This window comes from Streptomyces sp. NEAU-W12, from assembly GCF_026242095.1.
In the GTDB taxonomy this organism is placed as follows: Bacteria; Actinomycetota; Actinomycetes; order Streptomycetales; family Streptomycetaceae; genus Streptomyces.
Genome location: NZ_JAPJDM010000030.1, coordinates 37,806 through 59,818 on the forward strand (window position 1 = coordinate 37,806; position 22,013 = coordinate 59,818).

Annotated in this window: 17 protein-coding genes and 1 pseudogene; 11 read left to right on the forward strand and 7 right to left on the reverse strand. The window is 72.1% G+C overall.

The window, feature by feature from the left end; all coding sequences use genetic code 11:
- Window positions 1-87: 87 nt before the first annotated feature.
- The 5 genes from ORI94_RS30145 to ORI94_RS30165 all read right to left on the reverse strand — a co-directional run bounded on the left by ORI94_RS30145 (window position 88) and on the right by ORI94_RS30165 (window position 8,194).
- Window positions 88-1,038 carry an alpha/beta fold hydrolase gene (locus tag ORI94_RS30145; RefSeq protein WP_266073120.1) on the reverse strand — a complete coding sequence of 317 codons (951 nt, stop codon included), beginning with the start codon at window positions 1,036-1,038 and terminating at the stop codon, window positions 88-90.
- A complete protein-coding gene (locus tag ORI94_RS30150) occupies window positions 1,035-1,523 on the reverse strand; it encodes a phage holin family protein (RefSeq protein WP_266073122.1) in 489 nt (162 codons plus the stop codon). Before ORI94_RS30150 ends, ORI94_RS30145 begins: the two co-directional genes overlap by 4 nt.
- A gap of 219 nt (window positions 1,524-1,742) precedes the next feature.
- Window positions 1,743-3,185 carry a Na+/H+ antiporter NhaA gene (gene nhaA / locus ORI94_RS30155; RefSeq protein WP_266073124.1) on the reverse strand — a complete coding sequence of 481 codons (1,443 nt, stop codon included), beginning with the start codon at window positions 3,183-3,185 and terminating at the stop codon, window positions 1,743-1,745.
- A gap of 261 nt (window positions 3,186-3,446) precedes the next feature.
- Window positions 3,447-5,402: an acetate--CoA ligase gene (acs, locus tag ORI94_RS30160; protein WP_266073126.1), complete on the reverse strand. Its 1,956-nt coding sequence runs from the start codon at window positions 5,400-5,402 to the stop codon at window positions 3,447-3,449.
- Window positions 5,403-5,617: 215 nt separating this feature from the next.
- Complete coding sequence (locus ORI94_RS30165; RefSeq protein ID WP_266073129.1) at window positions 5,618-8,194, reverse strand: bifunctional SulP family inorganic anion transporter/carbonic anhydrase; 2,577 nt, start codon at window positions 8,192-8,194, stop codon at window positions 5,618-5,620.
- A gap of 336 nt (window positions 8,195-8,530) precedes the next feature.
- Between ORI94_RS30165 and ORI94_RS30170 the strand changes: the two genes are divergently transcribed.
- Both ORI94_RS30170 and ORI94_RS30175 read left to right on the forward strand, forming a co-directional pair.
- Entirely contained in the window at window positions 8,531-9,802 is a 1,272-nt protein-coding gene (locus tag ORI94_RS30170) for a hypothetical protein (RefSeq protein WP_266073131.1), read from the forward strand.
- Window positions 9,803-9,896: 94 nt separating this feature from the next.
- The gene (locus ORI94_RS30175; protein WP_266073133.1) at window positions 9,897-10,721 is read left to right on the forward strand and encodes an oxidoreductase; all 825 of its coding nucleotides are present in this window, start codon (window positions 9,897-9,899) and stop codon (window positions 10,719-10,721) included.
- 400 nt (window positions 10,722-11,121) lie between these two features.
- Here ORI94_RS30175 and ORI94_RS30180 read toward each other — a convergent pair whose 3' ends face one another.
- A complete protein-coding gene (locus ORI94_RS30180; RefSeq protein ID WP_266073135.1) occupies window positions 11,122-11,955 on the reverse strand; it encodes an HAD family hydrolase in 834 nt (277 codons plus the stop codon).
- A 576-nt stretch (window positions 11,956-12,531) separates the two neighbouring features.
- Here ORI94_RS30180 and ssd point away from each other — a divergent pair.
- The 7 genes and pseudogenes from ssd to ORI94_RS30215 form a co-directional block, all read left to right on the forward strand.
- Window positions 12,532-13,632 carry a septum site-determining protein Ssd gene (gene ssd / locus ORI94_RS30185; RefSeq protein WP_266073137.1) on the forward strand — a complete coding sequence of 367 codons (1,101 nt, stop codon included), beginning with the start codon at window positions 12,532-12,534 and terminating at the stop codon, window positions 13,630-13,632.
- Between the two features lie 197 nt (window positions 13,633-13,829).
- The gene (locus ORI94_RS30190; protein WP_266073138.1) at window positions 13,830-15,047 is read left to right on the forward strand and encodes a TadA family conjugal transfer-associated ATPase; all 1,218 of its coding nucleotides are present in this window, start codon (window positions 13,830-13,832) and stop codon (window positions 15,045-15,047) included.
- A 157-nt stretch (window positions 15,048-15,204) separates the two neighbouring features.
- A complete protein-coding gene (locus tag ORI94_RS30195) occupies window positions 15,205-16,062 on the forward strand; it encodes a type II secretion system F family protein (RefSeq protein ID WP_416237783.1) in 858 nt (285 codons plus the stop codon).
- Window positions 16,059-16,847: a type II secretion system F family protein gene (locus ORI94_RS30200; RefSeq protein WP_266073139.1), complete on the forward strand. Its 789-nt coding sequence runs from the start codon at window positions 16,059-16,061 to the stop codon at window positions 16,845-16,847. Before ORI94_RS30195 ends, ORI94_RS30200 begins: the two co-directional genes overlap by 4 nt.
- 93 nt (window positions 16,848-16,940) lie before the next feature.
- Window positions 16,941-17,150: a DUF4244 domain-containing protein gene (locus ORI94_RS30205; protein WP_266073242.1), complete on the forward strand. Its 210-nt coding sequence runs from the start codon at window positions 16,941-16,943 to the stop codon at window positions 17,148-17,150.
- A complete protein-coding gene (locus ORI94_RS30210) occupies window positions 17,137-17,502 on the forward strand; it encodes a TadE family type IV pilus minor pilin (protein ID WP_266073141.1) in 366 nt (121 codons plus the stop codon). Before ORI94_RS30205 ends, ORI94_RS30210 begins: the two co-directional genes overlap by 14 nt.
- Window positions 17,503-17,843: 341 nt before the next feature.
- A pseudogene (locus ORI94_RS30215) lies at window positions 17,844-18,053 on the forward strand (Rv3654c family TadE-like protein); the annotation flags it as partial.
- 86 nt (window positions 18,054-18,139) lie between these two features.
- Here ORI94_RS30215 and ORI94_RS30220 read toward each other — a convergent pair.
- Complete coding sequence (locus ORI94_RS30220; RefSeq protein WP_266073143.1) at window positions 18,140-20,677, reverse strand: DEAD/DEAH box helicase; 2,538 nt, start codon at window positions 20,675-20,677, stop codon at window positions 18,140-18,142.
- 79 nt (window positions 20,678-20,756) lie between these two features.
- Between ORI94_RS30220 and bldG the strand changes: the two genes are divergently transcribed.
- Together bldG and ORI94_RS30230 are read left to right on the forward strand one after the other, a co-directional pair.
- The gene (gene bldG / locus ORI94_RS30225; RefSeq protein ID WP_003991900.1) at window positions 20,757-21,098 is read left to right on the forward strand and encodes an anti-sigma factor antagonist BldG; all 342 of its coding nucleotides are present in this window, start codon (window positions 20,757-20,759) and stop codon (window positions 21,096-21,098) included.
- A 113-nt stretch (window positions 21,099-21,211) separates the two neighbouring features.
- Window positions 21,212-21,649: an ATP-binding protein gene (locus ORI94_RS30230; RefSeq protein ID WP_266073159.1), complete on the forward strand. Its 438-nt coding sequence runs from the start codon at window positions 21,212-21,214 to the stop codon at window positions 21,647-21,649.
- Window positions 21,650-22,013 lie beyond the last annotated feature (364 nt).

Here is a 22,013-nt window from a genome sequence, read left to right on the forward strand (position 1 = left end):
AAGAGCACGGAGCAGTGCTGAGGGGTGCCGAGAAGCGCGGAGCGGAAGGGCGGGAGAGGCATCGGAAGCCGCCGCCTCGGCCGGTTGTCAGCGGTCGGGTTCCGGGTCCTTCAGCCAGTTGACCAGCTCGGAGGAGAACGCGGCCGGGTCCTCCTCGTGCGGGAAGTGCCCGAGCCCGTCGAACAGCCGCCAGCGGTAGGGCGCTTCGACGTACTCCCCGGACCCGGCGGCGTTGCGGGCACCCACCACGGGGTCGAGCGAGCCGTGCAGATGCAGCGTCGGCACCCGCACCGGCCGCTTCATCCGGCGGTTGAACTGGATGCCGTCCGGCCGGGCCAGGGACCGCACCATCCAGCGGTACGGCTCGATCGAGCAGTGCGCCGTGGAGGGGATGCACATGGCCCGTCGGTAGTGCTCCAGCGCCTTCTCCTCGGGCGGGCAGGGACCGGACCAGTCCCGGATCAGCCTGGCCACCAGCGCCCCCCCGTCGGCGGTGAGCCGCCGCTCCGGGATCCAGGGCCGCTGGAACCCCCAGATGTGCGACATGGCGGACGACTGCCGCACGTCGGCGACCATGGCCGCCCGCCAGCGCCGCGGATGCGGCATGGACGACACCGCGAGCCGCCGTACGAGCTTGGGGCGCATCGCCGCCGCCGTCCAGGCCAGGTATCCGCCCAGGTCGTGCCCGACCAGCGCGGCGTCCGGCTCGCCGAGGGAACGGATCACACCGGTGACGTCCAGCGCGAGGTTGGCCGGGTCGTAACCGCGCGGTGTGCGGTCGCTGCCGCCGACGCCCCGCAGGTCCATGGCGACCGCGCGGAACCCGGCGTCGGCGAGCGCCGTCAGCTGGTGCCGCCAGGTCCACCAGAACTGCGGGAAACCGTGCAGCAGCAGCACCAGCGGCCCGTCGCCGAGTTCGGCGATGTGGAAGCGCGCGCCGTTGGCGGCGACGTCCCGGTGGGTCACCTCGGCACCGCCCGGGATGTCGAGGCGTACGGCCGAGAGGGGTTGCGCCGAAGGAGTGGCGGGGTCCGTCATGAGGATGAGCGTGCCACAGCTTCGATCGCCTCGGGGACCCGGTCCTTGGGGAGTTCGGGACGCGGGTGCGGCTTGGCCTTCTGCAGCACGACCGCCGTCTCCTTCATCGAGGCGGCGACCTTCTGCGGACCGCGGCCCTTCTTCGCCTTCTTCGCGAAGACCACCCCGATCAGGGCCAGGAGGAGCGCGAGCAGCACGTTCGCCGCGAAGGACAGCAGGAAGCAGACGGCGAGGTTCCAGTCGCTCCAGGTGTGGATGCCGTAGGCCAGGGCGAAGCTCAGCATCGGCAGGGAGAAGAGCAGCACGAGGCCGGCCAGGGTGAACAGCCCGCCGCTCGTCGCGCCCCGCTGCACATCCCGCTTGAGCTGTGCTTTCGCCAGCGCGATCTCGTCGTGCACCAGCGCGGACATGTTCTCCGTCGCCGAGGCGAACAACTGGCCGATGCTGTGTTCGGCGCCGACCGGGCTGCCGTCGGGTGCGCTCATCGCGGTCTCCCTCTTCTTCTTTCGTCCTGGGTGCCTCTGCGTACCTCTGGGTAAGGCTCAGTCTGCCGCCCGACGGCCCTCGTCCGCCCACCACCTGCGCCCGACCGCGTGTGTCCCGTTGTGGTGGCGGCCGTGGTGAGGGCTGCGGGTGCGGCGGGGGCGGGTGCGGGCGTCCGACGGGGGCGTTCGACCGTCCTGACTTCGTACTGTCCCGTCAGATCATGCCGGACCGTCGTGGTCCTCGCCTGCCCCGCCCGGTACGTCGGCAAGCCCGTTCTGTTCCTCGGCCTTCTCCCGCGCGATCCGCCGGTGCTCGGCGGCCTTCTTCTCGCATATCTCCGCCATGCGCAGGTGGTACGCCGGGTCGTCCTCCTCGTAGATGTCCGGGACGCCGCTGAGGTCGTCGTCGCGTTCCTCGTCCTCGGTCAGCTTGCGGTACTTGGCGTTCTGGATCTTCAGCAGCACGGTCGCGAGGACTGTCGCGACCAGCGAACCGACCAGCACGGAGGCCTTGACGCTGTCCGACATCAGGGCGTCGCCCTCGAAGGCGAGCTCCCCGATGAGCAGGGAGACGGTGAACCCGATCCCGGCGAGGGCCGACACCGCCAGGATGTCCGCCCAGGCGAGGTCGTCGCTGAGCGAGGCCCTGGTGAAGCGGGTGGTCAGCCACGTGCCGCCGAAGATGCCGACCGTCTTGCCGACGACGAGGCCGAGGACCACACCGAGCGTCTCGGGCGTGGTGAACACCTCCCCGAGCGCGCCGCCGGAGACCGTGACCCCCGCGCTGAACAGGGCGAACAGCGGAACCGCGAGACCCGAGGAGATGGGCCGGACCAAGTGCTCTATGTGCTCACCGGGGGACTGCTTCTCGTCCTCGTGGCGGTGACAGCGCAGCATCAGGCCCATCGCGACACCGGCGATGGTGGCGTGGATCCCGCTGTTGTACATCAGGCCCCAGATGGCCAGGGCGAGCGGCACGTACACGTACCAGCCGCGTATGCCCTTGCGCAGCAGCAGCCAGAAGGCGGCCAGGCCCACCACGGCGCCGCCGAGCGCGAGGAAATCGAGGTCGCTGGTGAAGAAGACCGCGATGATCAGGATCGCGAAGAGGTCGTCGACGACCGCGAGGGTCAACAGGAAGGCGCGCAGCGCGCTCGGCAGGGACGTGCCGATGACGGCGAGCACGGCGAGCGCGAAGGCGATGTCGGTGGCGGTGGGAACGGCCCAGCCGGCCAGCGAACCGCCGCCGATGCCGTTGGTGAGCGCGTAGACGAGGGCCGGTACGACCATGCCGCACAGGGCGGCGACGACGGGGAGCGCGGCGGCCCGGGGATCGCGCAGATCACCGGCGACGAGTTCGCGTTTGAGTTCGATTCCGGCCACGAAGAAGAAGATCGCGAGCAGTCCGTCGGCGGCCCAGTGCGCGACGGACAGGTCCAGGCCGAGGGTCGCGGGCCCGAAGTGGAAGTCGCTGACGCTCTCGTAGCTGTCCTGCAGGGCGGGTACGTTCGCCCATATCAGCGCGGTGACCGCGGCGATGAGCAGCAGCACGCCGCCGACGGTCTCGGTGCGCAGCGCGTCCGCGACGTAGTTCCGCTCAGGCAGGGAGAGGCGGCCGAAAGCCTTGGGCGGGGTGGGTGTGGGGGTGCGGGGTGCGGGCACAGGGTGATCCTCTGGTAGGCGGGCAGCACGAATCGCGTGCCGACCAGACTTCCCGGCGCTCCATGAGACGACGTTTGCTCGGGTGGCCTGTTGTGGCCACCTTTCATGGTCACTGTAACCAACGTGCTTGGCTGCTGCACCGACAGCTTTCGGTGACGGATGTCACGGAGCAACCCGGCGCCCACGCGGCGCCGGGTTGCTCCGTGGCCCGCGGGCGGGCGGGCCGTGACCGACGGTTCCGAGAGGGAACCCGCCCTGGTGTCAGTCCTCGCTGGACGACTGGGGCAGCTTCGCCTGGATCAGGTTCATGACCGTGGCGTCGGTCAGCGTCGTCACGTCCCCGAGCTCGCGGTTCTCGGCGACGTCCCGCAGCAGGCGGCGCATGATCTTGCCGGAACGGGTCTTCGGCAGCTCGTTCACCGGCAGGATGCGCTGGGGCTTGGCGATCGGTCCCAGCGCGGAACCCACGTGCGCGCGCAGCTCGGCGACCAGGTCCTCGGTCTCGGAGGCCGTGCCGCGCAGGATGACGAAGGCGACGATGGCCTGCCCGGTCGTCTCGTCGGTCGCGCCGACCACGGCCGCCTCGGCGACCGACGGGTGGGAGACGAGCGCCGACTCCACCTCGGTGGTGGAGATGTTGTGCCCGGAGACCAGCATCACGTCGTCGACCCGGCCGAGCAGCCAGATGTCGCCGTCGTCGTCCTTCTTGGCGCCGTCACCGGCGAAGTACTTGCCCTCGAAGCGGGACCAGTACGTGTCGAGGAAGCGCTGGTCGTCGCCCCAGATGGTGCGCAGCATCGACGGCCACGGCTCGGTGAGGACCAGGTAGCCACCGCCGCCGTTCGGTACCTCGTTCGCCTCGTCGTCGACGACGGTCGCGGCGATGCCGGGCAGCGGGGTCTGGGCGGAGCCCGGCTTGGCGGCGGTCACGCCCGGCAGCGGCGAGATCATGATTCCGCCGGTCTCGGTCTGCCACCAGGTGTCCACCACGGGGGTGCGGTCCGCGCCGATGTTCTTCCGGTACCAGACCCAGGCCTCGGGGTTGATCGGCTCGCCGACGGAGCCGAGGACCCGCAGCGAGGACAGGTCGAACTTCGCGGGGATGTCGTCGCCCCACTTCATGAACGTCCGGATCGCGGTCGGCGCCGTGTAGAGGATCGTCACGCCGTACTTCTGCACGATCTCCCAGAAGCGGCCCTGGTGGGGGGTGTCGGGCGTGCCCTCGTACATGACCTGGGTCGCGCCGTTGGCGAGCGGCCCGTAGACGATGTACGAGTGCCCGGTGACCCAGCCGACGTCGGCCGTGCACCAGAACACGTCCGTCTCCGGCTTGAGGTCGAAGACCGACCAGTGGGTGTAAGCCGTCTGGGTGAGGTAGCCGCCGGAGGTGTGCAGGATGCCCTTCGGCTTACCCGTGGTGCCGGAGGTGTAGAGGATGAACAGCGGGTGCTCGGCCTCGAACGCCTCGGGGGTGTGCTCGGCGGACTGGCGCCCCACCAGGTCGTGCCACCACACGTCGCGGCCCTCGGCGAAGGCGACGTCCTGGCCGGTGCGGCGGACGACGAGGACGTGCTCGACGGTGCCGGCCTTGCCGACCGCCTCGTCCACGGCCGGCTTGAGTGCGGACGGCTTGCCGCGCCGGTAGCCGCCGTCGGCCGTGATGACGACCTTGGCGTCGGCGTCCTGGATACGGGTCGCGAGCGCGTCGGCCGAGAAGCCGCCGAAGACGACGGAGTGCGCGGCGCCGATGCGGGCGCAGGCCAGCATCGCGATCGCGGCCTCGGGGATCATCGGCAGGTAGACGGCGACCCGGTCGCCCTTTCGTACGCCCAGCTCCAGCAGGGCGTTGGCGGCCTGGGAGACCTCGTCCTTGAGCTGGGCGTAGGTGATCGCGCGGCCGTCGCCGGGCTCGCCCTCGAAGTGGATGGCGACGCGGTCGCCGTTCCCGGCCTCGACGTGGCGGTCCACGCAGTTGTAGGCGACGTTCAGCTCGCCGTCCTTGAACCACTTGGCGAACGGCGGGTTCGACCAGTCGAGGGTCTCGGTGGGCTCCTTGGTCCAGGTCAGCCGGCGGGCCTGCTCGGCCCAGAAGCCGAGCCTGTCAGCCTTGGCCTGTTCGTACGCCTCCGCGGTGACGTTGGCGTGTGCGGCCAGGTCGGCGGGGGGTGCGAACCTGCGTTCTTCCTTGAGCAGGTTGGCCAGGCTTTCGTTGCTCACGGCATCTGCCTTTCCCGGAGTGTCCGTTGTGTCCCAGGCCACAGCTCATCAGAACCAGGGGTGCGCTGACAAGGGTCGACGGCAAAGTGGTTTAGACCTTTCGAGGTCGACCGGTTGCTTCCGTGGCCAGAGGTCACCCCTACCCACGGACGCCGGTGATGTGCGGTTCAGCCTCGGCCCTGCCTCGTGTGCCTGCGGGGTCCGGTCGCCGTCCCTCACGGTGCCAGGTCCTCGGCCCGTACCCGGTCGAACACCCGCTCTCCTCCGTCCGCCTCGGTGAGGAGATATGCCTGTGCCTCACCCACGTGGAAATAAAGGCCGTGGAGCGTCAGGAGCCCGTCCTTCAGGGCGCGGGCCACCGATTCGTGGGCGCGCAGGTGCTCCAGTTGCTGGACGACGTTGGCCAGACAGAGCTGCTCGGCCGTGTCCGCCGGTGCCCGCCCGGCCAGCCGCACCCGGGGCCCGCTCGTGTCCCGCACGCGCTCCAGGCTCGGCAGCCCGTGCCGCAGCCACCGTCTCAGCGGGGTGCGGGCGCCGTCCGGCTGGGGGTCGAGCAGTGCCTGCATCGCACCGCAGCCCGAATGCCCGCACACCGCGATGGACCGCACCGCCAGCACCTCCACGGCGTACTCGAGGGCGGCTGCCACTGAATCGTCGCCGCTCCCCTGGCCGGGCGGTGGCACGAGGTTGCCGACATTGCGGACCACGAACAGGTCGCCCGGGCCGCTGGAGGTGATCATCGACGTGACCAGCCGGGAGTCGGCGCAGGCGAGGAACAGCTGCGTCGGTTGCTGCCCCTCGCGCGCCAGCCGGGCCAGCTCACCGCGCACCAGAGGAGCGGTGCTCCGCTGGAACGTACTGAGCCCGCGCACCAGGTCGGTCCCGGTCCCGGACGTCTCCGGATTGCCGACACCTGACACGGTGCCGGTGCCGGAGGCGGTGTCCAACCCCGTGCCCACGGCTGAGCCCGTGCCCGACGGGTCGTTCCCCGTACCCGACGGGTCGTTCCCCACGCCGGGCGGCTTCGGCCGCCCGCGGGGACCACTCTGCCCGCCACCAGCGTCTCCGGCGCTATGGCTGCCGTGGTCGCCCAGGTCGTCGTCCGGTGCGGAGAGCGGGGGCTCGCACTGGTGGTTGCGCCAGGCGGTCCAGGGCCGGCAGCGGCACCCGGCGCTGGACGGCACGCCGGTCTCGTCCGCCGCGGGAGAGGAGGCGAGGACCGCGGGCTCGGCGATCCGCACGCCCACTCCGGGCCGGCGCCCGGTGATCTCCACCGCCCCGCCCCGGGCGGTGTGCGTGTTCTGCCAGTCGTGCAGAGCCTCGTACGCCGCGTGGTCCATGAACGAGCCGTCCAACGCCACGACACCTGTGGCCCCCTGGGGCACGAGATGCAGGGCCCGGCTGAGCCTCGGCACCGCCAGGAACGTCAACTGTCCTCGGACATGTACGTGATGGACTCCTTCCTTCTCCTCATGCGTGATCCGGGTGCGGGTGAGACGGTGCAGGGCCACGCCCACGGCGACGGCGATCCCCAGGGCCACGCCCTCCAGGACTCCCGCGAAGACCACGCCGACGACGGTCACGGCGTAGACCAGGGCTTCACGGTGGCGGGTCACCGTGCGGATGTGGTGCAGGGACACCATCTGGATGCCGACGGCCATCACCAGGGCAGCGAGCGAGGCCAGCGGGATGAGCTCCAGGAGGGGAACCATCAGCAACGCGGCGACCACTACGAGAACGCCGTGCAGCATCGTGGAGTTCCGGCTCACGGCACCTGCGTGCACATTCGCGGAACTGCGCACGGCCACCCCGGCCACGGGCAGGCCGCCGAGGCAGCCGGAGGCGATGTTCGCGCTGCCCTGGCCGAGCAGTTCGCGGTCCAGGTCGGAGCGTGGGACTTGGCCCGGGCCGGGGCGCCGGGACACCAGTTTGTCCACGGCGACCGCGCCCAGCAGCGACTGAACGCTGCACACCAGCGTGGTGGTGAGCACGGCGGCGACGAGCCCGAGCACGGGCCCTTCGGGGAGCCCGGCCAATGCGTGGCTGCGCCAGGACGGCAGGTCGACCTCGGCCAGGACGAGTCCGGCCGCTGCGGCCGTCGCGGTGGCCCCGGTGACGGCGACGAGAGCGGCGGGGATCCTGCGCAGAAGGCGTCCGGCCTGTCCGGGCAGTCTCGGCCACAGCAGGAGCAGGGCCAGGGTGAGCACGCTCACCGCGACGGCGGCGGGGTCCACGTTCGCCAACTGGGCTGGAAGCGCCCGGAGGTTGTCGGGGACGGAGCTCTGTGGGGTGCCGCCGAGGACGATGTGTACCTGGGCGACGGCGATGGTGACGCCGATGCCGGCGAGCATGCCGTGCACGATCGCAGGGCTGACGGCGAGCGCGCCGCGCGCCACCCGCAGGCAGCCCAGGCCGATCTGGGCGAGCCCGGCGAGGACGGTGATGGCACAGGTCGTCCGCCATCCGTACTGCTGGATGAGGTCGGCGGTGACGACGGTGAGTCCGGCGGCCGGACCGCTGACCTGGAGCGGGGAGCCGCCGATCCGTCCGGCGACGATTCCGCCCACGGCGGCGGCGACCAGGCCGGCCTGGAGCGGCGCGCCGGTGGCGAGGGCGATGCCGAGCGACAGGGGCAGGGCGATCAGGAAGACCGCCACGGCGGCCGACAGGTCGGCGCCCGCGATGCGCAGGCGGCGGGGCCGGGGCGGCCGGGCCGGTGGCGGACTGTGCGGTGGATGAGCGCGTTCGGGCCGGTTCGGGTCGGCGGCGTGGGTGGGAACACAGGCTGGCATGTTTCCCGTCTCCTCCGGGGGGCTGCGCGGTCACGGAAAGGGGGTGGTGACCCGATCGACTGCAGGGGGACGCGGCCCTGGGGCACGGCGTCGGAACGAGGGGATCCCAACTATCAGTAAACGGATCGTAATCCAGAGTAAAGGGCAGGCATAGATTTTCCCGGTAAATGGGGCAATGAATCACCTTTACGGGTGAAGTGGGCATTCCATCGGCTTGTCGTACTAATTCCTTCTCGATTGCGTGCGACCTTGGCGGCTCTGTCGGCCTGGGCCGACACGGCACCAGACATCGCCCCCGCCAGGGTTGGCCCGAGAGAAGGAAGAAGGTGGGCGGACATGGCCGCCACCCGAAGGATCGCCGTGGGCACCGTGATCACCGCGGTCTGCGCCGCCTCGCTCGCCGGCTGCGGAACCGGCGCCGAGGGACCCGGAAAGGAGTCGCACGGCCCCGAGAGGGCGAAGCCGGCGCCCGCGCCGGAGAAGGTGGTCCGTCTGATCGGCGACGGCTCCACCGCGTACACCGGGGAGCAGCCGTACCTGACCGAGCCCGAGCGGCTGAAGCCCGGCGAGAAGCCCCCGCAGTTCGTCGTCTTCTCGTGGGACGGCGCGGGTGAGGACGGCCAGAAGCTCTTCTCGCACTTCCGCAAGGTCGCCAGGGAGAACGACGCGAGCATGACGTACTTCCTGAGCGGCGTGTACATGCTCCCGGAGGAGAAGCGGGACCTGTACCGCCCGCCGCAGCACTCACCGGGCCGTTCGGACATCGGCTTCAACGATGCGGAGGGCATCGCGGCCACCGTGGAGCAGCTGCGCCTCGCGTGGCTGGAGGGCAACGAGATCGGCACCCACTTCAACGGCCACTTCTGTGGTGCCGACGGCGGGGTCGGCGAATGGTCGGTGGAGGAGTGGAAGGACGAGATCGCCCAGGCCAAGGAGTTCGTGAAGTCCTGGAAGACACACACCGGCATGAAGGACGCGGCCCCCCTGCCCTTCGACTACGACAAGGAGCTCATCGGCGCCCGTACCCCCTGCCTGGAAGGTCAGGAGAACTTCACGAGGGCCGCGAGCGAACTGGGCTTCCGTTACGACACCAGTGGCGTCAACAACCAGGTGTGGCCGAAGAAGAAGCGGGGCCTGTGGGACCTGTCGCTGCAGCTCGTCCCGTTCCCCGGGCACTCCTTCGAGCAGCTCACCATGGACTACAACTTCATGGTCAACCAGTCCGGCACCACCACCCAGGGCGACCCCGCGAAGCACGAACTGTGGGGCGACCAGATGCGGGACGGCCTCATCGCGGGCTTCCAGCGGGCCTACGACGGCAACCGGGCACCTCTGGTCATCGGCAACCACTTCGAGTCCTGGAACGGCGGCACCTACATGCGCGCCGTCGAGGAGGCCGTCGAGGCGGTGTGCACCAAGCCGGAGGTGCGCTGCGTCTCCTTCCGGCAGCTCGCGGACTGGCTGGACGCCCAGGACCCGCAGACCCTGGAGAAGCTGCGCACCCTGAATGTGGGCGAGGCCCCGAAGCAGGGCTGGAAGTCCTTCCTGTCCGCCAGTCCCGCCCCGGCTCCCAAGGGCGTACCCGGGGCACCCGCCGCGGAGGGGTGAGCGGCGGTCTCCGCCGTGGCCGCGAGCGGCGGTCCGGCGTGAGGAAGGCCACTCCTTCGAGGGGCGGGCGCCGGGGGTGCGTAATGTCGTACTCATGAGTACGACAGGGGCGACCGCCGATCCGCTCGCGGCCCTGGGCTCGCTGCCCGGTGTGGCCGAATCCGTGGAAACCGTGCGCAAGGCCGTGGACCGCGTCTACGGACACCGGGTCATGCGGCGGCGCAGCAACGAGATCACTTCCGAGGCGGCGCTGCGCGGCGCCCGCGGCTCGGCCGCGCTGTCCGGCGCGGACTGGGCGCTGGAGGAGGTGCGCAGGCGCAGCGACTTCGGCACCGACGACGAGGCACGCACGATGGGCGCCGCGCTGCGGCTGTCCGCCGAGGCGGGCCAGTTGCTGACCATCTGGCGGCAGTCCCCGCTGAGGGTGCTCGCCCGGCTGCACCTGGTGGCGGCAGCCGACCGGGCCGACCGGGTCGGACGGCCCAGGAAGGACGGTGAGCGGGTCGACGAGCCCTTGATCGGCCTTCCGCTGCCCGGCTCGGCGGAGACACACGGTCGGCTGGAGGGCCTGGCCGGACTGATCATCGCGGGCGGTCCCGCCCCGGCGCTGGTCACGGCCGCCGTCGTGCACGGCGAACTGCTCGCGCTGCGCCCCTTCACCTCCCACAACGGCCTTCTCGCACGTACGGCCGAGCGCATCGTGCTGGTCGGCAGCGGACTGGACCCGAAGTCGGTCTGCCCTGCCGAGGTCGGTCACGCCGAGCTGGGCCGCGAGGCCTATCTGACGGCGCTGGAGGGCTACGTCTCCGGCACCCCCGGGGGTGTGGCCGCCTGGATCGCCCACTGCGGCCGGGCGGTCGAGCTGGGGGCACGCGAGTCCACGGCGGTGTGCGAGGCACTGCAGCGCGGGGCGGCGTAACGCGCGCTCGGGGCCCGAGTGCGGGGGCCTGCGCAGAAATGCGGCGGTACGAGTTCTCGTACCGCCGCTGGCATGTCCACCTGGTTACCAGGCGTCCTCGATATGTACCCATCAGGTCGGGAACTCTGCCCGTCCCTGGTGCGGCTGGCCCGTAATCGACGGGTCGACGTCGCGTGGGTGCCCTGTGGCCATGCTCGGTCCGTGGGGCCAAATGCGTTGTGAAGGTGATCCTCTCGGATGTCCTTGGTCTCGCGGGCCGTTGAGTCCTTTGTACTCCAGGTTCCAAGCAAGCGGAAGTGGAGGGCCCGCTTCTTTACTTTTGGGTTCGAAGGCGCGCCGATCGGGCGTCCGGGTGCCGGACGGAAACCCGCACCCGCGGGTGCGTCTTCGCTGTGCCCGGTCAGGCCACCGGCGCGCGGCGTCGGCTGGTGTACCAGACCAGGCCCGCGGTGGCCGCGGCGGCTCCTATCGCGGCCACCGCCACAAGGGCCGGGCGGTGCGGGACGGAGAGCGCGGGGATGCGCTGCTTGAGCCGGACGGGCCGGTGGAAGTCCAGGATCGGCCATGCGCGCGCGACGGCTTCGCGGCGCAGCGTCCGGTCCGGGTTCACGGCGTGCGGGTGGCCCACGGACTCCAGCATCGGTACATCGGTCGCCGAGTCGCTGTAGGCGTAGCAGCGGGCGAGGTCGTAGCCCTCCGACTCGGCCAGCTCCCTGATCGCCTCGGCCTTCGTCGGCCCGTACGCGTAGTACTCCACCTCCCCGGTGAAGCACCCGTCGTCGCCCACGACCATGCGGGTGGCGACGACCCGGTCCGCGCCCAGCAGCTCGCCGATCGGCTCGACCACCTCGGCGCCCGAGGTGGACACGATCACCACGTCGCGGCCGGCGGTGTGGTGCTGCTCGATGAGGGTGGCGGCCTCGTCGTAGATGATCGGGTCGATCAGGTCGTGCAGGGTCTCGGCGACGATCTCCTTGACCTGCTGGACGTTCCAGCCGCGGCACAGTGCGGACAGGTACTTGCGCATCCGCTCCATCTGGTCGTGGTCGGCGCCGCCGGCCAGGAAGACGAACTGGGCATACGCGGTACGCAGGACTGCCCTGCGGTTGATCAAACCGCCTTGGTAGAACGACTTGCTGAACGTGAGCGTGCTCGACTTCGCAATGACCGTCTTGTCCAGGTCGAAGAAGGCGGCTGTACGGGGCAGTGAGTGGTTTTCCACGCCCCTGAGCATAGGGGCAGCCCATTCGGCGTAAGGTGTGGCGCGTGGGTTTGCCTGAGAGGGCTCTCGGGTACACCATGGAAGTCACGGATCGTTCGCGACCGTGCTAACCCGGTCCGGCTCCTCCCCCCCCGAGTCGGCCGTGGGGACGACCCCCGCTCTCCCCCCCGGCGGGGGTCGTCGCATGTCCGGGTGGGTTTTCCTCCTTCTCTTCACAGCCGAGGCGCCGCTCGACGGCCCTGCCCGGATTGATTGTCATGCCCATGGCTCGTTGCTCTGCGTAGTCATTGGGGTGCTCTGCGAGATTCTCCCAGGGGTGCCCGGGACTCACCGGTACGGGTGACGGCGATATTCACAGGCGTCGGACTGTCCACAGTTTTCGACCAAGATCCACACGATTTTCCGGATCGCCGCACCGTGATTCCAGCGCGTCCCGCTCGCGGCGGGTTCACCGCCCGTTCCGTTTGCCGAGTCGCGTACGGCCGGTTTCCACCGGCCGTTCATAAGAAGACCGCTTGCCGGTTCTTCACACGTCTGGGAATCGCGGGGCCGCAGAGGCGGCGCGTGATGCAGCGAAGGGGGAAGGAAATGGCAGGAACCGTTACACACGATCCGCCCGCCGCCGGAGGCCGGCCGGGCGGACCGCTGATCGTCACCGAGGACGCCGGACTTCTCGACGATCTGCTGCGCCTGTGCGCGGCGGCCGGTGCCACCCCGGAGGTCCACCACGGGGTACCGGAGCAGCGGGGCAGCTGGGAGGCCGCACCGCTCGTCCTCGTCGGGGACGACGCCGCGCGGCGCGTGCGCGGTGCCGCGCGGCGGCGCGGAGTGGTGCTGGTCGGCCGCGACCAGGACGACTCCGGGGTCTGGCGCCGGGCCGTCGAGATCGGCGCCGACCATGTGCTGATGCTGCCCGATGGCGAGCAGTGGCTGGTCGACCGCATCGCCGATGTGGCCGAGGGCGTGGGCCGGCCGGCCCTGACCGTCGGCGTCCTCGGCGGCCGGGGCGGGGCCGGCGCCTCCACGCTCGCGTGCGCGCTCGCCGTCACTTCGGCGCGTGAGGGGCTGCGCACCCTCCTGGTGGACGCGGATCCGCTGGGCGGCGGACTCGACGTGGTCCTCGGCGGCGAAACGGCGGAAGGGCTGCGCTGGCCCGCTTTCGCCGCCTCACGGGGGCGGGTCGGCGGTGGCGCCCTGGAGGAGTCGCTGCCCGAACTGCACTCCCTGCGGGTGCTCAGCTGGGATCGCGGCGACTGCGTCACCGTGCCGCCGCAGGCCGTACGGGCGGTGCTCGCCGCGGCCCGGCGAGGGGGCGGCGCGGTCGTGGTCGACCTGCCCCGGCGCGTCGACGGCGGGGTGGCCGAGATCCTCGCGCAACTCGACCTCGGGCTCCTGGTGGTCCCCGCCGAACTGCGCGCCGTCGCGGCGGCCGGACGCGTCGTCTCCGCCGTCGGCATGGTGCTGCGGGACCTGCGGGTGGCGGTGCGCGGCCCGTACGCGCCCGGCCTCGACGACCGGGAGGTGGCCCGGCTGCTCGGCCTGCCTCTCGTGGGCGACGTACCCGTCGAGCCCGGACTGCAGCGCCCGCCCGGTTCGGGACGGCCACCCGGGGCGTCGAGCCGGAGCCCACTGGCCCGGTTCTGCAAGGAGTTCTGGGAGCGGGCGCTGGTGGAGGCGAGGGCCGCATGAACATCGGAGTACGTCAGAGGCCGGAGGGGCCGCACGGGATGCCGGCGGGCGGCCGGGAGGCTGCCCTGCCCCCGGAGTCGTGGGGGACGCCACCAACAGGGTTCGGGGACATGGCCCCGGCCGGTGGCGGGGGCGGCGGTGTGGCTGCCGCGGGCTCCCGTAGCGGCGGGGCGGCGGGGCACGGGGCCGGGGCGCCGATGGCGGGAAGGACGCCCGGTACGCCGGTGAGCGCCGCCGGGAGTGGGCCGGGGGCGCCTCCCGGACTGCTCGACGGAGTACGGCGGTGGCTCGCGGAGAGCGGGTCCGAACCGACGCCCGCGCGGGTGGCTCAGGCCCTGCGGGAGCAGGGGCGGGTGCTCGGTGCCGCCGAAGTGCTGGGCGCCGCGGAACACCTGCGGTCCGAACTGATCGGCAGCGGACCGCTGGACCCGCTCCTCGCCGACCGGTCGGTCACCGACGTGCTCGTGTCGGCGCCCGACCGGGTCTGGGTGGACCGGGGCGGCGGACTGGAGCTGACGGGCGTCTCCTTCCCGGACGCGGTGGCCGTACGCAGGCTCGCCCAGCGGCTCGCCGCCGTGGCAGGCCGCCGTCTGGACGACGCCCGGCCCTGGGTCGACGCGCGGTTGCCCGACGGGACGCGGCTCCACGCCGTGCTGCCCCCGGTGGCCGTCGGTTGCACCTGCCTGTCGCTGCGCGTCGTACGGCCCCGAGCCTTCACCCTGGACGAACTGACGGCGGCCGGCACGGTGCCGCCGGGCGGCGACCGGATTCTGCGCGCACTGCTCGACGCACGGCTGTCCTTCCTGGTCAGCGGCGGCACCGGGACCGGTAAGACGACCTTGCTCAGCGCGTTGCTGGGGCTGGTCGGTCCGGACGAGAGGATCGTCCTCGCCGAGGACTCGGCCGAACTGCGGCCCGACCATCCGCACGTCGTGCGCCTGGAGACCCGGCCCGCGAACCAGGAGGGCGCCGGGCTCGTCACGCTCGAGGACCTGGTGCGCCAGGCGCTGCGGATGCGGCCGGACCTGCTGGTCGTGGGTGAGGTGCGCGGCCCCGAGGTGGTCCATCTGCTGGCGGCCCTCAACACCGGACACGAGGGCGCCGGGACCGTCCATGCCAATGCCGCCGCGGACGTGCCCGCCCGGCTGGAGGCGCTCGGCACGGCGGCCGGGCTCGACCGTTTCGGACTGCACAGCCAGCTGGCAGCTGCCCTGTCCGTGGTGCTGCACCTCGTCCGCGACCGGACCGGCGGGCGGCGGATCGCTGAGCTGCACGTGCTGGAACGGGACGCGTCGGGGCTGGTGCGGACCGTGCCCGCCCTGCGCTGGGGCTCCGACGCGTTCGTCCCCGAGCGGGGATGGGAGCGGCTGCGGGTCCTGCTCCGGAGCGGCGGCGCCGACGGCGGCGGACTGTGAGCGGGCGGCTCGTGGGAGGCCGGCTCGCGGGAGGTCGGCCTCTGGACGAGAGGTCTTTGACCGAGGAGCCCTTGACCGAAGGGCCGCTGAACCGGTGGAGACAGCAGACGGTGAGGAAGGACCGAGGGTGAACGGGACTGCCGGGATGCCGACCGGGATGTCGGTGGGGACGGCCATGGCGTGTTTGGGGGCCGCCGCGTGGCTGCTGGGCGGCCGGCGGGCCGGAGCCAGGCGGGCGCGGCTGCTGCTGGCCCACGGGGGGCCGGTCGGGAGCGGGCCACCGGGATGGCCCCGGGTGATCCGCGCGTGGGGACGCATCCGGGGAAGACTGCGGGCCGAATGGTGGGCCCTGGCCGCCGGGGCGGTGCTCGCGCTGCTGGGCGCATCGGCGCTGCCGCTCGTCGCGGGCGCGGTCGGGGTGCCGTTGCTGCGGCGGGGGCGGCTGGCCGCTGGGGAGCGCCGGGCCCGTGAGCGCCGGGGCGACGCGGTGATCGCACTGTGCGGGGCGCTCGCCGGGGAGGTGCGCGCGGGGCGGCAGCCGGGTGAGGCGCTGTCACCGGCCGTGCGGGACTCCGGTGGGCTCGGTGCCGCCCAGGCGGCGGTGCTGGCGGCGGCACGGTTCGGCGGGGACGTGCCGGAAGGGCTCGCGGCGGCGGCGCGGCAGCCGGGCGCCGAAGGGCTCCGGGGACTCGCCGCGTGCTGGCGGGTCGCCGTGGACCAGGGGGCGGGACTCGCGGCCGGACTGGACAGGCTGGAAGCGGCGCTGCGTGCCGAACGGGACCAGCGTGCCGACCTGCGCGCCCAGTTGTCCGGTGCCCGCGCCACCGCGGTGGTACTCGCAGGGCTCCCCGCCCTGGGGCTCGGGCTCGGCGCCGCACTCGGGGCCGACCCCCTGCACGTCCTCCTGCACACCCCGTCGGGGCTCGGCTGTCTCGTGGCCGGCGGGGTCCTGGAGGGCCTGGGGCTGTGGTGGGTGCTGCGGATCATGCGGGGTGCCGAGGAGGTGTCGGCATGAGCGGCGAGGCTGTCCACAGGCTGGGGATTGTGGTGGGGGCGGCGCTGGCGCTCGGCTGGCCGGCCTGGTGGCTGCGCCACGTGCGGTGCGAGCGCCGGCTGCGACGACGGCTGGCCGAGATGCTGGCCGAAGGACAGGCGACTGCCCGGCCGCGCCTCACCGTGCCGGAAGGTGCGCGCGGTTGGCTGCCTCCGGCTGGCGTGGCCTGCGCGGGCTGGTTACTGGTGGGCGGTCCCACCGGAGTACTGGTCGGGCTGGCCTGCGCCACCGGACTGTGGCGATGGCGCCTGCGGCAGACGGTGGCCGGCGCGCACGAGCGGGAACGCGCGCAGGCCTGTGCGGCACGGCAACTCCCCCTTGCCGCCGATCTGCTGGCCGCCTGCATCGCGGCCGGCGCCGGACCCGTGCCCGCTGCGCAGGCCGTCGGTGAGGCCCTGGGCGGGCCGGTCGGGGACGCGCTGGCCGGAGGCGCGGCGGAGGTACGGCTCGGTGGGGAACCGGGCGAGGCCTGGCGCCGGCTGGCCGCTGTGCCGGGAGCCGCGGCCCTGGCCAGGCTGCTGGAACGGGCTGACGTGTCCGGACTCCCCATGGCCGCGCCCGTCGCGCGGCTCGCCGCGGACTCCCGCGCGCAGTGGGCCCGCGAGGCGACGGCACGGGCACGGCGGGCCGCCGTCATGGTCACCGCGCCGGTCGGGCTGTGCTTCCTTCCCGCCTTCATCGCGGTCGGCGTGCTGCCCGTGGTGATCGGACTCGCCGGCGGGGTGCTGGGAGGAGGTGGTCGATGACGGGAGGGAACCGGAACGGCGGCAGGACGAACCGTCAGACAGGCGAGTGGTGTTTCAACAGGACTTTCGCATGAAGGAGTGGAGATGTATCAGGTGGTGCAGGTGGTACGGGCTCGGTTGTATGCCCTGCTGTGCAGGGGGCGCGCCTCACGGAAGGACGCCGGAATGGTCACTTCCGAGTACGCCATGGGCATCGTGGCGGCGGTGGCCTTCGCCGTCGTGCTCTACAAGGTGGTCACGAGCGGCCCGGTCGACGAGGCGCTGACGAGGATCGTGGAGCAGGCGCTCGATGGCGACATGTGAACGGCGCTCGGACCGCGGCTTCGTGACGGCGGAGTCGGCGATGGTGCTGCCCGTACTGGTGATGTTCGCGATGGCGCTGGTGTGGGCGCTGTTGGTGGTGGCGGCGCAGATCCGGTGCGTGGACGCGGCCCGCACCGGTGCCCGCGCGGCGGCCCGGCAGGATTCCCCCGGTGCCGTCGCCGAGGTGGCCCGCCGGGCGGCACCGTCCGGCGCGGAGGTCACCGTGCGCCGGGAGGCGACGCACGTCCGCGTGACGGTCGTGGCCAGGCCCCCGCTGCTGCACGGACTGCCCTTCGACGTACGGGAGGAGGCGGTGGCGGCCGTGGAGGAGACCGTGGGGGCGGACACGTGAAGCAGGAGCTCCGTGACAGGCGGCGACGGCAGAGCGACCGGGGGCGTGGCCGAGGGCGCGGGCGGGGGTGTGGAGCCGGTCCGTCGGACCGGAGGGCCGAGCGCCGTACCCGTGGGGAGCGTGCCGGAGGGCGCGCCGCACAGGCCGGACGGGAGGCGGCCGGGCCCGGGCGGGGACTGAGCCCGGACGGCAACCGCCACCAGGAGCCCGACCGGTGCCGGGACGCGGACCGGCGTCAGGAGTACCGCCGGCACCAGGCCCGGCCCCCAGGTCGGCGCCGGTACTCCGGACAGGTACCCGACCGGGGTTCCGCGACCGTCTGGAGCGTCGGGGCGATCACCGTGCTGTGTGTCGTCTTCGGCGCCGTCCTCACCCTGGGACAGGCCGTCGTGGTCCGGCACCGGGCGGCCGGCGGTGCGGATCTCGCCGCGCTGGCGGCGGCGGGCCGGTGGATGGACGGTACGACGGCGGCCTGCGCGCGGGCCGACCGGGTGGCCGGGGCACAGGGCACGCGCCTGGTGCGGTGCACCCTCGAGGGCGAGGTCTCGGACGTGTCGGTGGCCGCAGGACGAGCACTGTTCGAGGCGGAGGTCAGGGCACGGGCGGGGCCGGCCGGTCCGGTGGCCCCCGCTGCCGCTCACCCCGGGCCGGCCTCCGCCGCCATACCGCCCGTCGGGCCCGTACTGCCCGCCCGCTCCGCCTCGCTCTCCCCCGCCCCGTCCTCCTTCACCGGTGCCCCCTCCAGCAGCACCGTGAGGAGCCGTACCGCACCTCGCTTGTGCAAAGGCTCGTTGCCGTTGCCGCACTTGGGGGACTGGATGCAGGACGGGCACCCGGCCTCGCACTCGCAGGAGGCGATCGCCTGCCGGGTGGCGGTGAGCCAGTCGCCGGCGGTGTGGAAGGCGCGCTCGGCGAAGCCGGCCCCGCCCGGATGACCGTCGTAGACGAAGACGGTGGGCAGCAGGGTGTCGGGGTGCAGGGGGACGGAGACCCCGCCGATGTCCCAGCGGTCGCAGGTCGCGAAGAGGGGCAGCATGCCGATCGAAGCGTGCTCGGCAGCGTGCAGGGAGCCGCCGAGGATCTCCGGGTTGATCCGGGCCCGGTCCAGCTGGTCCTCGGTGACCGTCCACCACACCGCGCGGGTGCGCAGCGTACGGGGCGGCAGGTCGAGTTTCGTCTCACCGAGCACCTCGCCGGTGATGACACGTCGACGCAGGAAGGAGACCACCTGGTTGGTGACCTCGACGGAGCCGAAGCACAGACGGCCGTCGCCCCAAGGGAGTTCGGTGTCCGTCTCCAGCAAGGAGATCGACGTCGTGTCGCGGGCGACCGTCGTGTAGGCCGGGGCGGCCTGCTCGACCAGGGCGACGGAATCCTCCAGGTCGAGGGAGCGGACGAGATACGTGCGGCCCTGGTGCAGGTGGACCGCGCCCTCGTGGACGGTCGTGTGCGCGGCGCCGGCGTCCACCGTGCCGAGCAGCCGTCCCGTCCCGTCCTCGACGACCTGGACGGGACGGCCGCCCTCCCCGCGGATGTCGGTCAGGTCGGCGGCCCGTTCCCTGCGGGTCCAGTGCCAGGCCTTCGTCCGGCGGCGGAGCAGCTTCGCGGCCTCCAGCTGCGGCAGCAGCTCCTCGGTGGCCGGGCCGAACAGTGCCAGATCCTCGTCCGTCAGCGGTAGTTCCTCGGCCGCCGCGCACAGGTGCGGGGCGAGCACGTAGGGGTTGTCGGGGTCGAGGACGGTGGATTCCACGGGCCGGTCGAACAGGGCCTCGGGGTGATGGACGAGGAAGGTGTCCAGGGGATCGTCACGGGCGACCATGACGGCGAGGGCGCCCTGCCCGGACCGGCCCGCTCGGCCCGCCTGCTGCCACAGGGACGCCCGGGTTCCCGGATAACCGGCGATCACCACGGCGTCCAGACCGGAGACGTCCACGCCCAGTTCCAGGGCGTTCGTCGCGGCCAGTCCGAGGAGTTCGCCGGAGTGCAGGGCACGTTCGAGGGCGCGGCGTTCCTCGGGGAGATAGCCGCCCCGGTAGGCCGCCACCCTCCGGGCCAGCGAGCGGTCGACCTCGGCGAGGCGTTCCTGGGCGATCACCGAGATCAACTCGGCGCCGCGCCGGGAGCGCACGAAGGTGACCGAGCGGACGCCCTGGACGGTGAGGTCGGTCATCAGGTCGGCGGCCTCGGCGGTGGCCGTACGCCGGACGGGGGCGCCCTTCTCGCCGTGCAGCTCGGTCAGCGGAGGCTCCCAGAGGGCGAACACCAGTTCACCGCGAGGTGAGGCGTCGTCGGCGACCTCGACCACCGGCAGACCGGTGAGACGGCGGGCGGCGACCGCGGGCTCGGCGGCGGTGGCGGAGGCGAGCAGGAACACGGGCGAGGCGCCGTAGCGGGCGCAGAGGCGGCGCAGCCGGCGCAGCACCTGGGCGACGTGCGAGCCGAAGACGCCCCGGTAGGTGTGGCACTCGTCGACGACGACGTACTTCAGCGATTTCAGGAAGGAGGACCAGCGGGCGTGGGACGGGAGGAGGCCCCGGTGCAGCATGTCGGGGTTGGTCAGGACGTAGTTGGCGTACTGGCGGATCCACTCGCGTTCCTCGAACGGGGTGTCGCCGTCGTGGACCGCCGCGCGCACCGAATGGCCCAAAGGTTGTGAAAGTTCCTTCACAGCACGGCACTGGTCGGCCGCCAGGGCCTTCGTGGGGGCCAGGTAGAGGGCGGTCGCGCCGCGGCCGTTCGGGGCCTCGGAGCCGTCCAGGAGCGCCGACAGGACGGGCGTGAGATACGCCAGGGACTTGCCGGAGGCGGTACCGGTGGCGACCACGACGGACTCGCCGTCGAGGGCGTGCTCGGCGGCGCGTGCCTGGTGGGCCCACGGATGGTCGATGCCCGCGGCCTGCACGGCGGCGAGCACCTCCGCCCGGATCCGGTCCGGCCAGACGGCATGGCGACCCGCGCGCGGGGGCAAGTGCTCCGTATGAGTAATGCGCGAAGCCCTGCTCGGTCCGGCTGCGAGCCGGTCGAGGAGCGCCCCCGGCGAGGGCCGGGGTGTGCTGTCCGCCGGGGGCCGATCGGGTCGGAGATTCTTGGCCATCGGCACCGAGTGTGTCACCGGCATGACGGACAATGGGTCCAAGGCGTCGTGCACGCCTGCCGGTAAGTGATTGAATGCCATCGCGGCTGGCGAACCGTCCCGGGGGCTGAGCCGAGATGCCCCAAGGGCGACCGCTCGAAAGCTAGGTGCTGGAGGATCCGTGGACCTGTCCCTGTCGACCGAGACCATGGGCGATCGCACGATCGTCAGGGTCGGTGGCGAAATCGACGTATATACCGCGCCCAAGCTGCGCGAGCAGCTGGTCGAGCTGGTGAATGACGGCAGTTTCCACCTTGTCGTCGACATGGAGGGTGTGGACTTCCTCGATTCAACCGGACTCGGCGTGCTGGTCGGCGGCCTGAAGCGTGTGCGTGCCCATGAGGGCTCGCTGCGCCTGGTCTGCAACCAGGAGCGCATTCTCAAGATCTTCCGTATCACCGGCCTCACCAAGGTGTTCCCGATCCACACCTCGGTCGAGGAAGCGGTGGCGGCCACCGACTGATCACCGGTCCCGGGCGTCCGCGTCCGGGAGCAGCAGTGAAGTACGAGGAGGACCGGGCTCTTCGGCGGCCCGGTGCCTCCCCACAGCACGCCCGAAGTCTGCGAGGGGGATGCATGGCCACCGTTGAGCTCCGCTTCAGCGCGCTGCCCGAGCATGTCAGGACCGCCCGCCTGGTGGCGGCAGCGGTGGCGCGCAGGGCCGGAGTGGACGAGGCCGTCCTCGACGAGGTCCGGCTGGCCGTCGGTGAGGCGTGCACGCGTGCCGTCGGACTGCACCAGAACGGCGGCATCTCGGCCCCTGTGAAGGTGCTGCTGATCGAGGAGGAGAAGCAGTTCTCCATCGAGGTCGGTGACGAGGCGCCCCACGCGGTTCCCGGCGGGCGCACGCCCGGCGGGGGTCCCGGGAGCACCGAGGCCGAGATCGAGGAGGACGAGATGGGCCTCGCGGTCATCAGCGGACTCGTCGACGATGTCGAGGTCAGTGCCGGGGAACACGGCGGATCGATCCGCATGAGGTGGTCCACCACGCCGCCGGCCACCTTCCCCGTCTGACCCGTCTGACCCGTCTGGTCGGGCGTGCCCGACTCGCTCGTACCGAAGGGCCCCACCACCTGTGGGGCCCTTCGGCATGTGCGGGTGTGATCGCCCGCGCCTACAGTGGCCCCTGTACCGGCCGCCCCCGCGCTCCGCCCTCAGGCTCCGTCCTCACCCTCAGTCCCCTCCGGGTGGTCCCCGGGCATACGGTCCTGTGCGCCCGGGAGCGTGCGAGCGGCTCCGGGCGGGCTGTCCGCAGCGCCGTTCACCGCGTGAATTCATTCACGACCAGCCAGGTGATCAAAAAGGTTTTTGCGCGATCACCGAAAGGATCATCCGCCTGATCAGGTGAATGGTCCCCCGAATGCCTCAGTGGCATTAC

What these genes read in the sequence shown, in the direction of transcription:
- ORI94_RS30220 (WP_266073143.1), bottom strand. Translation starts at nt 20,677, where the DNA reads ATGGCATTCAATCACTTACCGGCAGGCGTGCACGACGCCTTGGACCCA.
- ORI94_RS30210 (WP_266073141.1), top strand. Translation starts at nt 17,137, where the DNA reads ATGGCGACATGTGAACGGCGCTCGGACCGCGGCTTCGTGACGGCGGAG.
- ORI94_RS30145 (WP_266073120.1), bottom strand. Translation starts at nt 1,038, where the DNA reads ATGACGGACCCCGCCACTCCTTCGGCGCAACCCCTCTCGGCCGTACGC.
- ORI94_RS30195 (WP_416237783.1), top strand. Translation starts at nt 15,205, where the DNA reads ATGTCGGTGGGGACGGCCATGGCGTGTTTGGGGGCCGCCGCGTGGCTG.
- ORI94_RS30170 (WP_266073131.1), top strand. Translation starts at nt 8,531, where the DNA reads ATGGCCGCCACCCGAAGGATCGCCGTGGGCACCGTGATCACCGCGGTC.
- ORI94_RS30180 (WP_266073135.1), bottom strand. Translation starts at nt 11,955, where the DNA reads ATGCTCAGGGGCGTGGAAAACCACTCACTGCCCCGTACAGCCGCCTTC.
- ORI94_RS30150 (WP_266073122.1), bottom strand. Translation starts at nt 1,523, where the DNA reads ATGAGCGCACCCGACGGCAGCCCGGTCGGCGCCGAACACAGCATCGGC.
- ORI94_RS30230 (WP_266073159.1), top strand. Translation starts at nt 21,212, where the DNA reads ATGGCCACCGTTGAGCTCCGCTTCAGCGCGCTGCCCGAGCATGTCAGG.
- ssd (WP_266073137.1), top strand. Translation starts at nt 12,532, where the DNA reads ATGGCAGGAACCGTTACACACGATCCGCCCGCCGCCGGAGGCCGGCCG.
- ORI94_RS30190 (WP_266073138.1), top strand. Translation starts at nt 13,830, where the DNA reads ATGGCGGGAAGGACGCCCGGTACGCCGGTGAGCGCCGCCGGGAGTGGG.
- ORI94_RS30200 (WP_266073139.1), top strand. Translation starts at nt 16,059, where the DNA reads ATGAGCGGCGAGGCTGTCCACAGGCTGGGGATTGTGGTGGGGGCGGCG.
- ORI94_RS30175 (WP_266073133.1), top strand. Translation starts at nt 9,897, where the DNA reads ATGAGTACGACAGGGGCGACCGCCGATCCGCTCGCGGCCCTGGGCTCG.
- ORI94_RS30165 (WP_266073129.1), bottom strand. Translation starts at nt 8,194, where the DNA reads ATGCCAGCCTGTGTTCCCACCCACGCCGCCGACCCGAACCGGCCCGAA.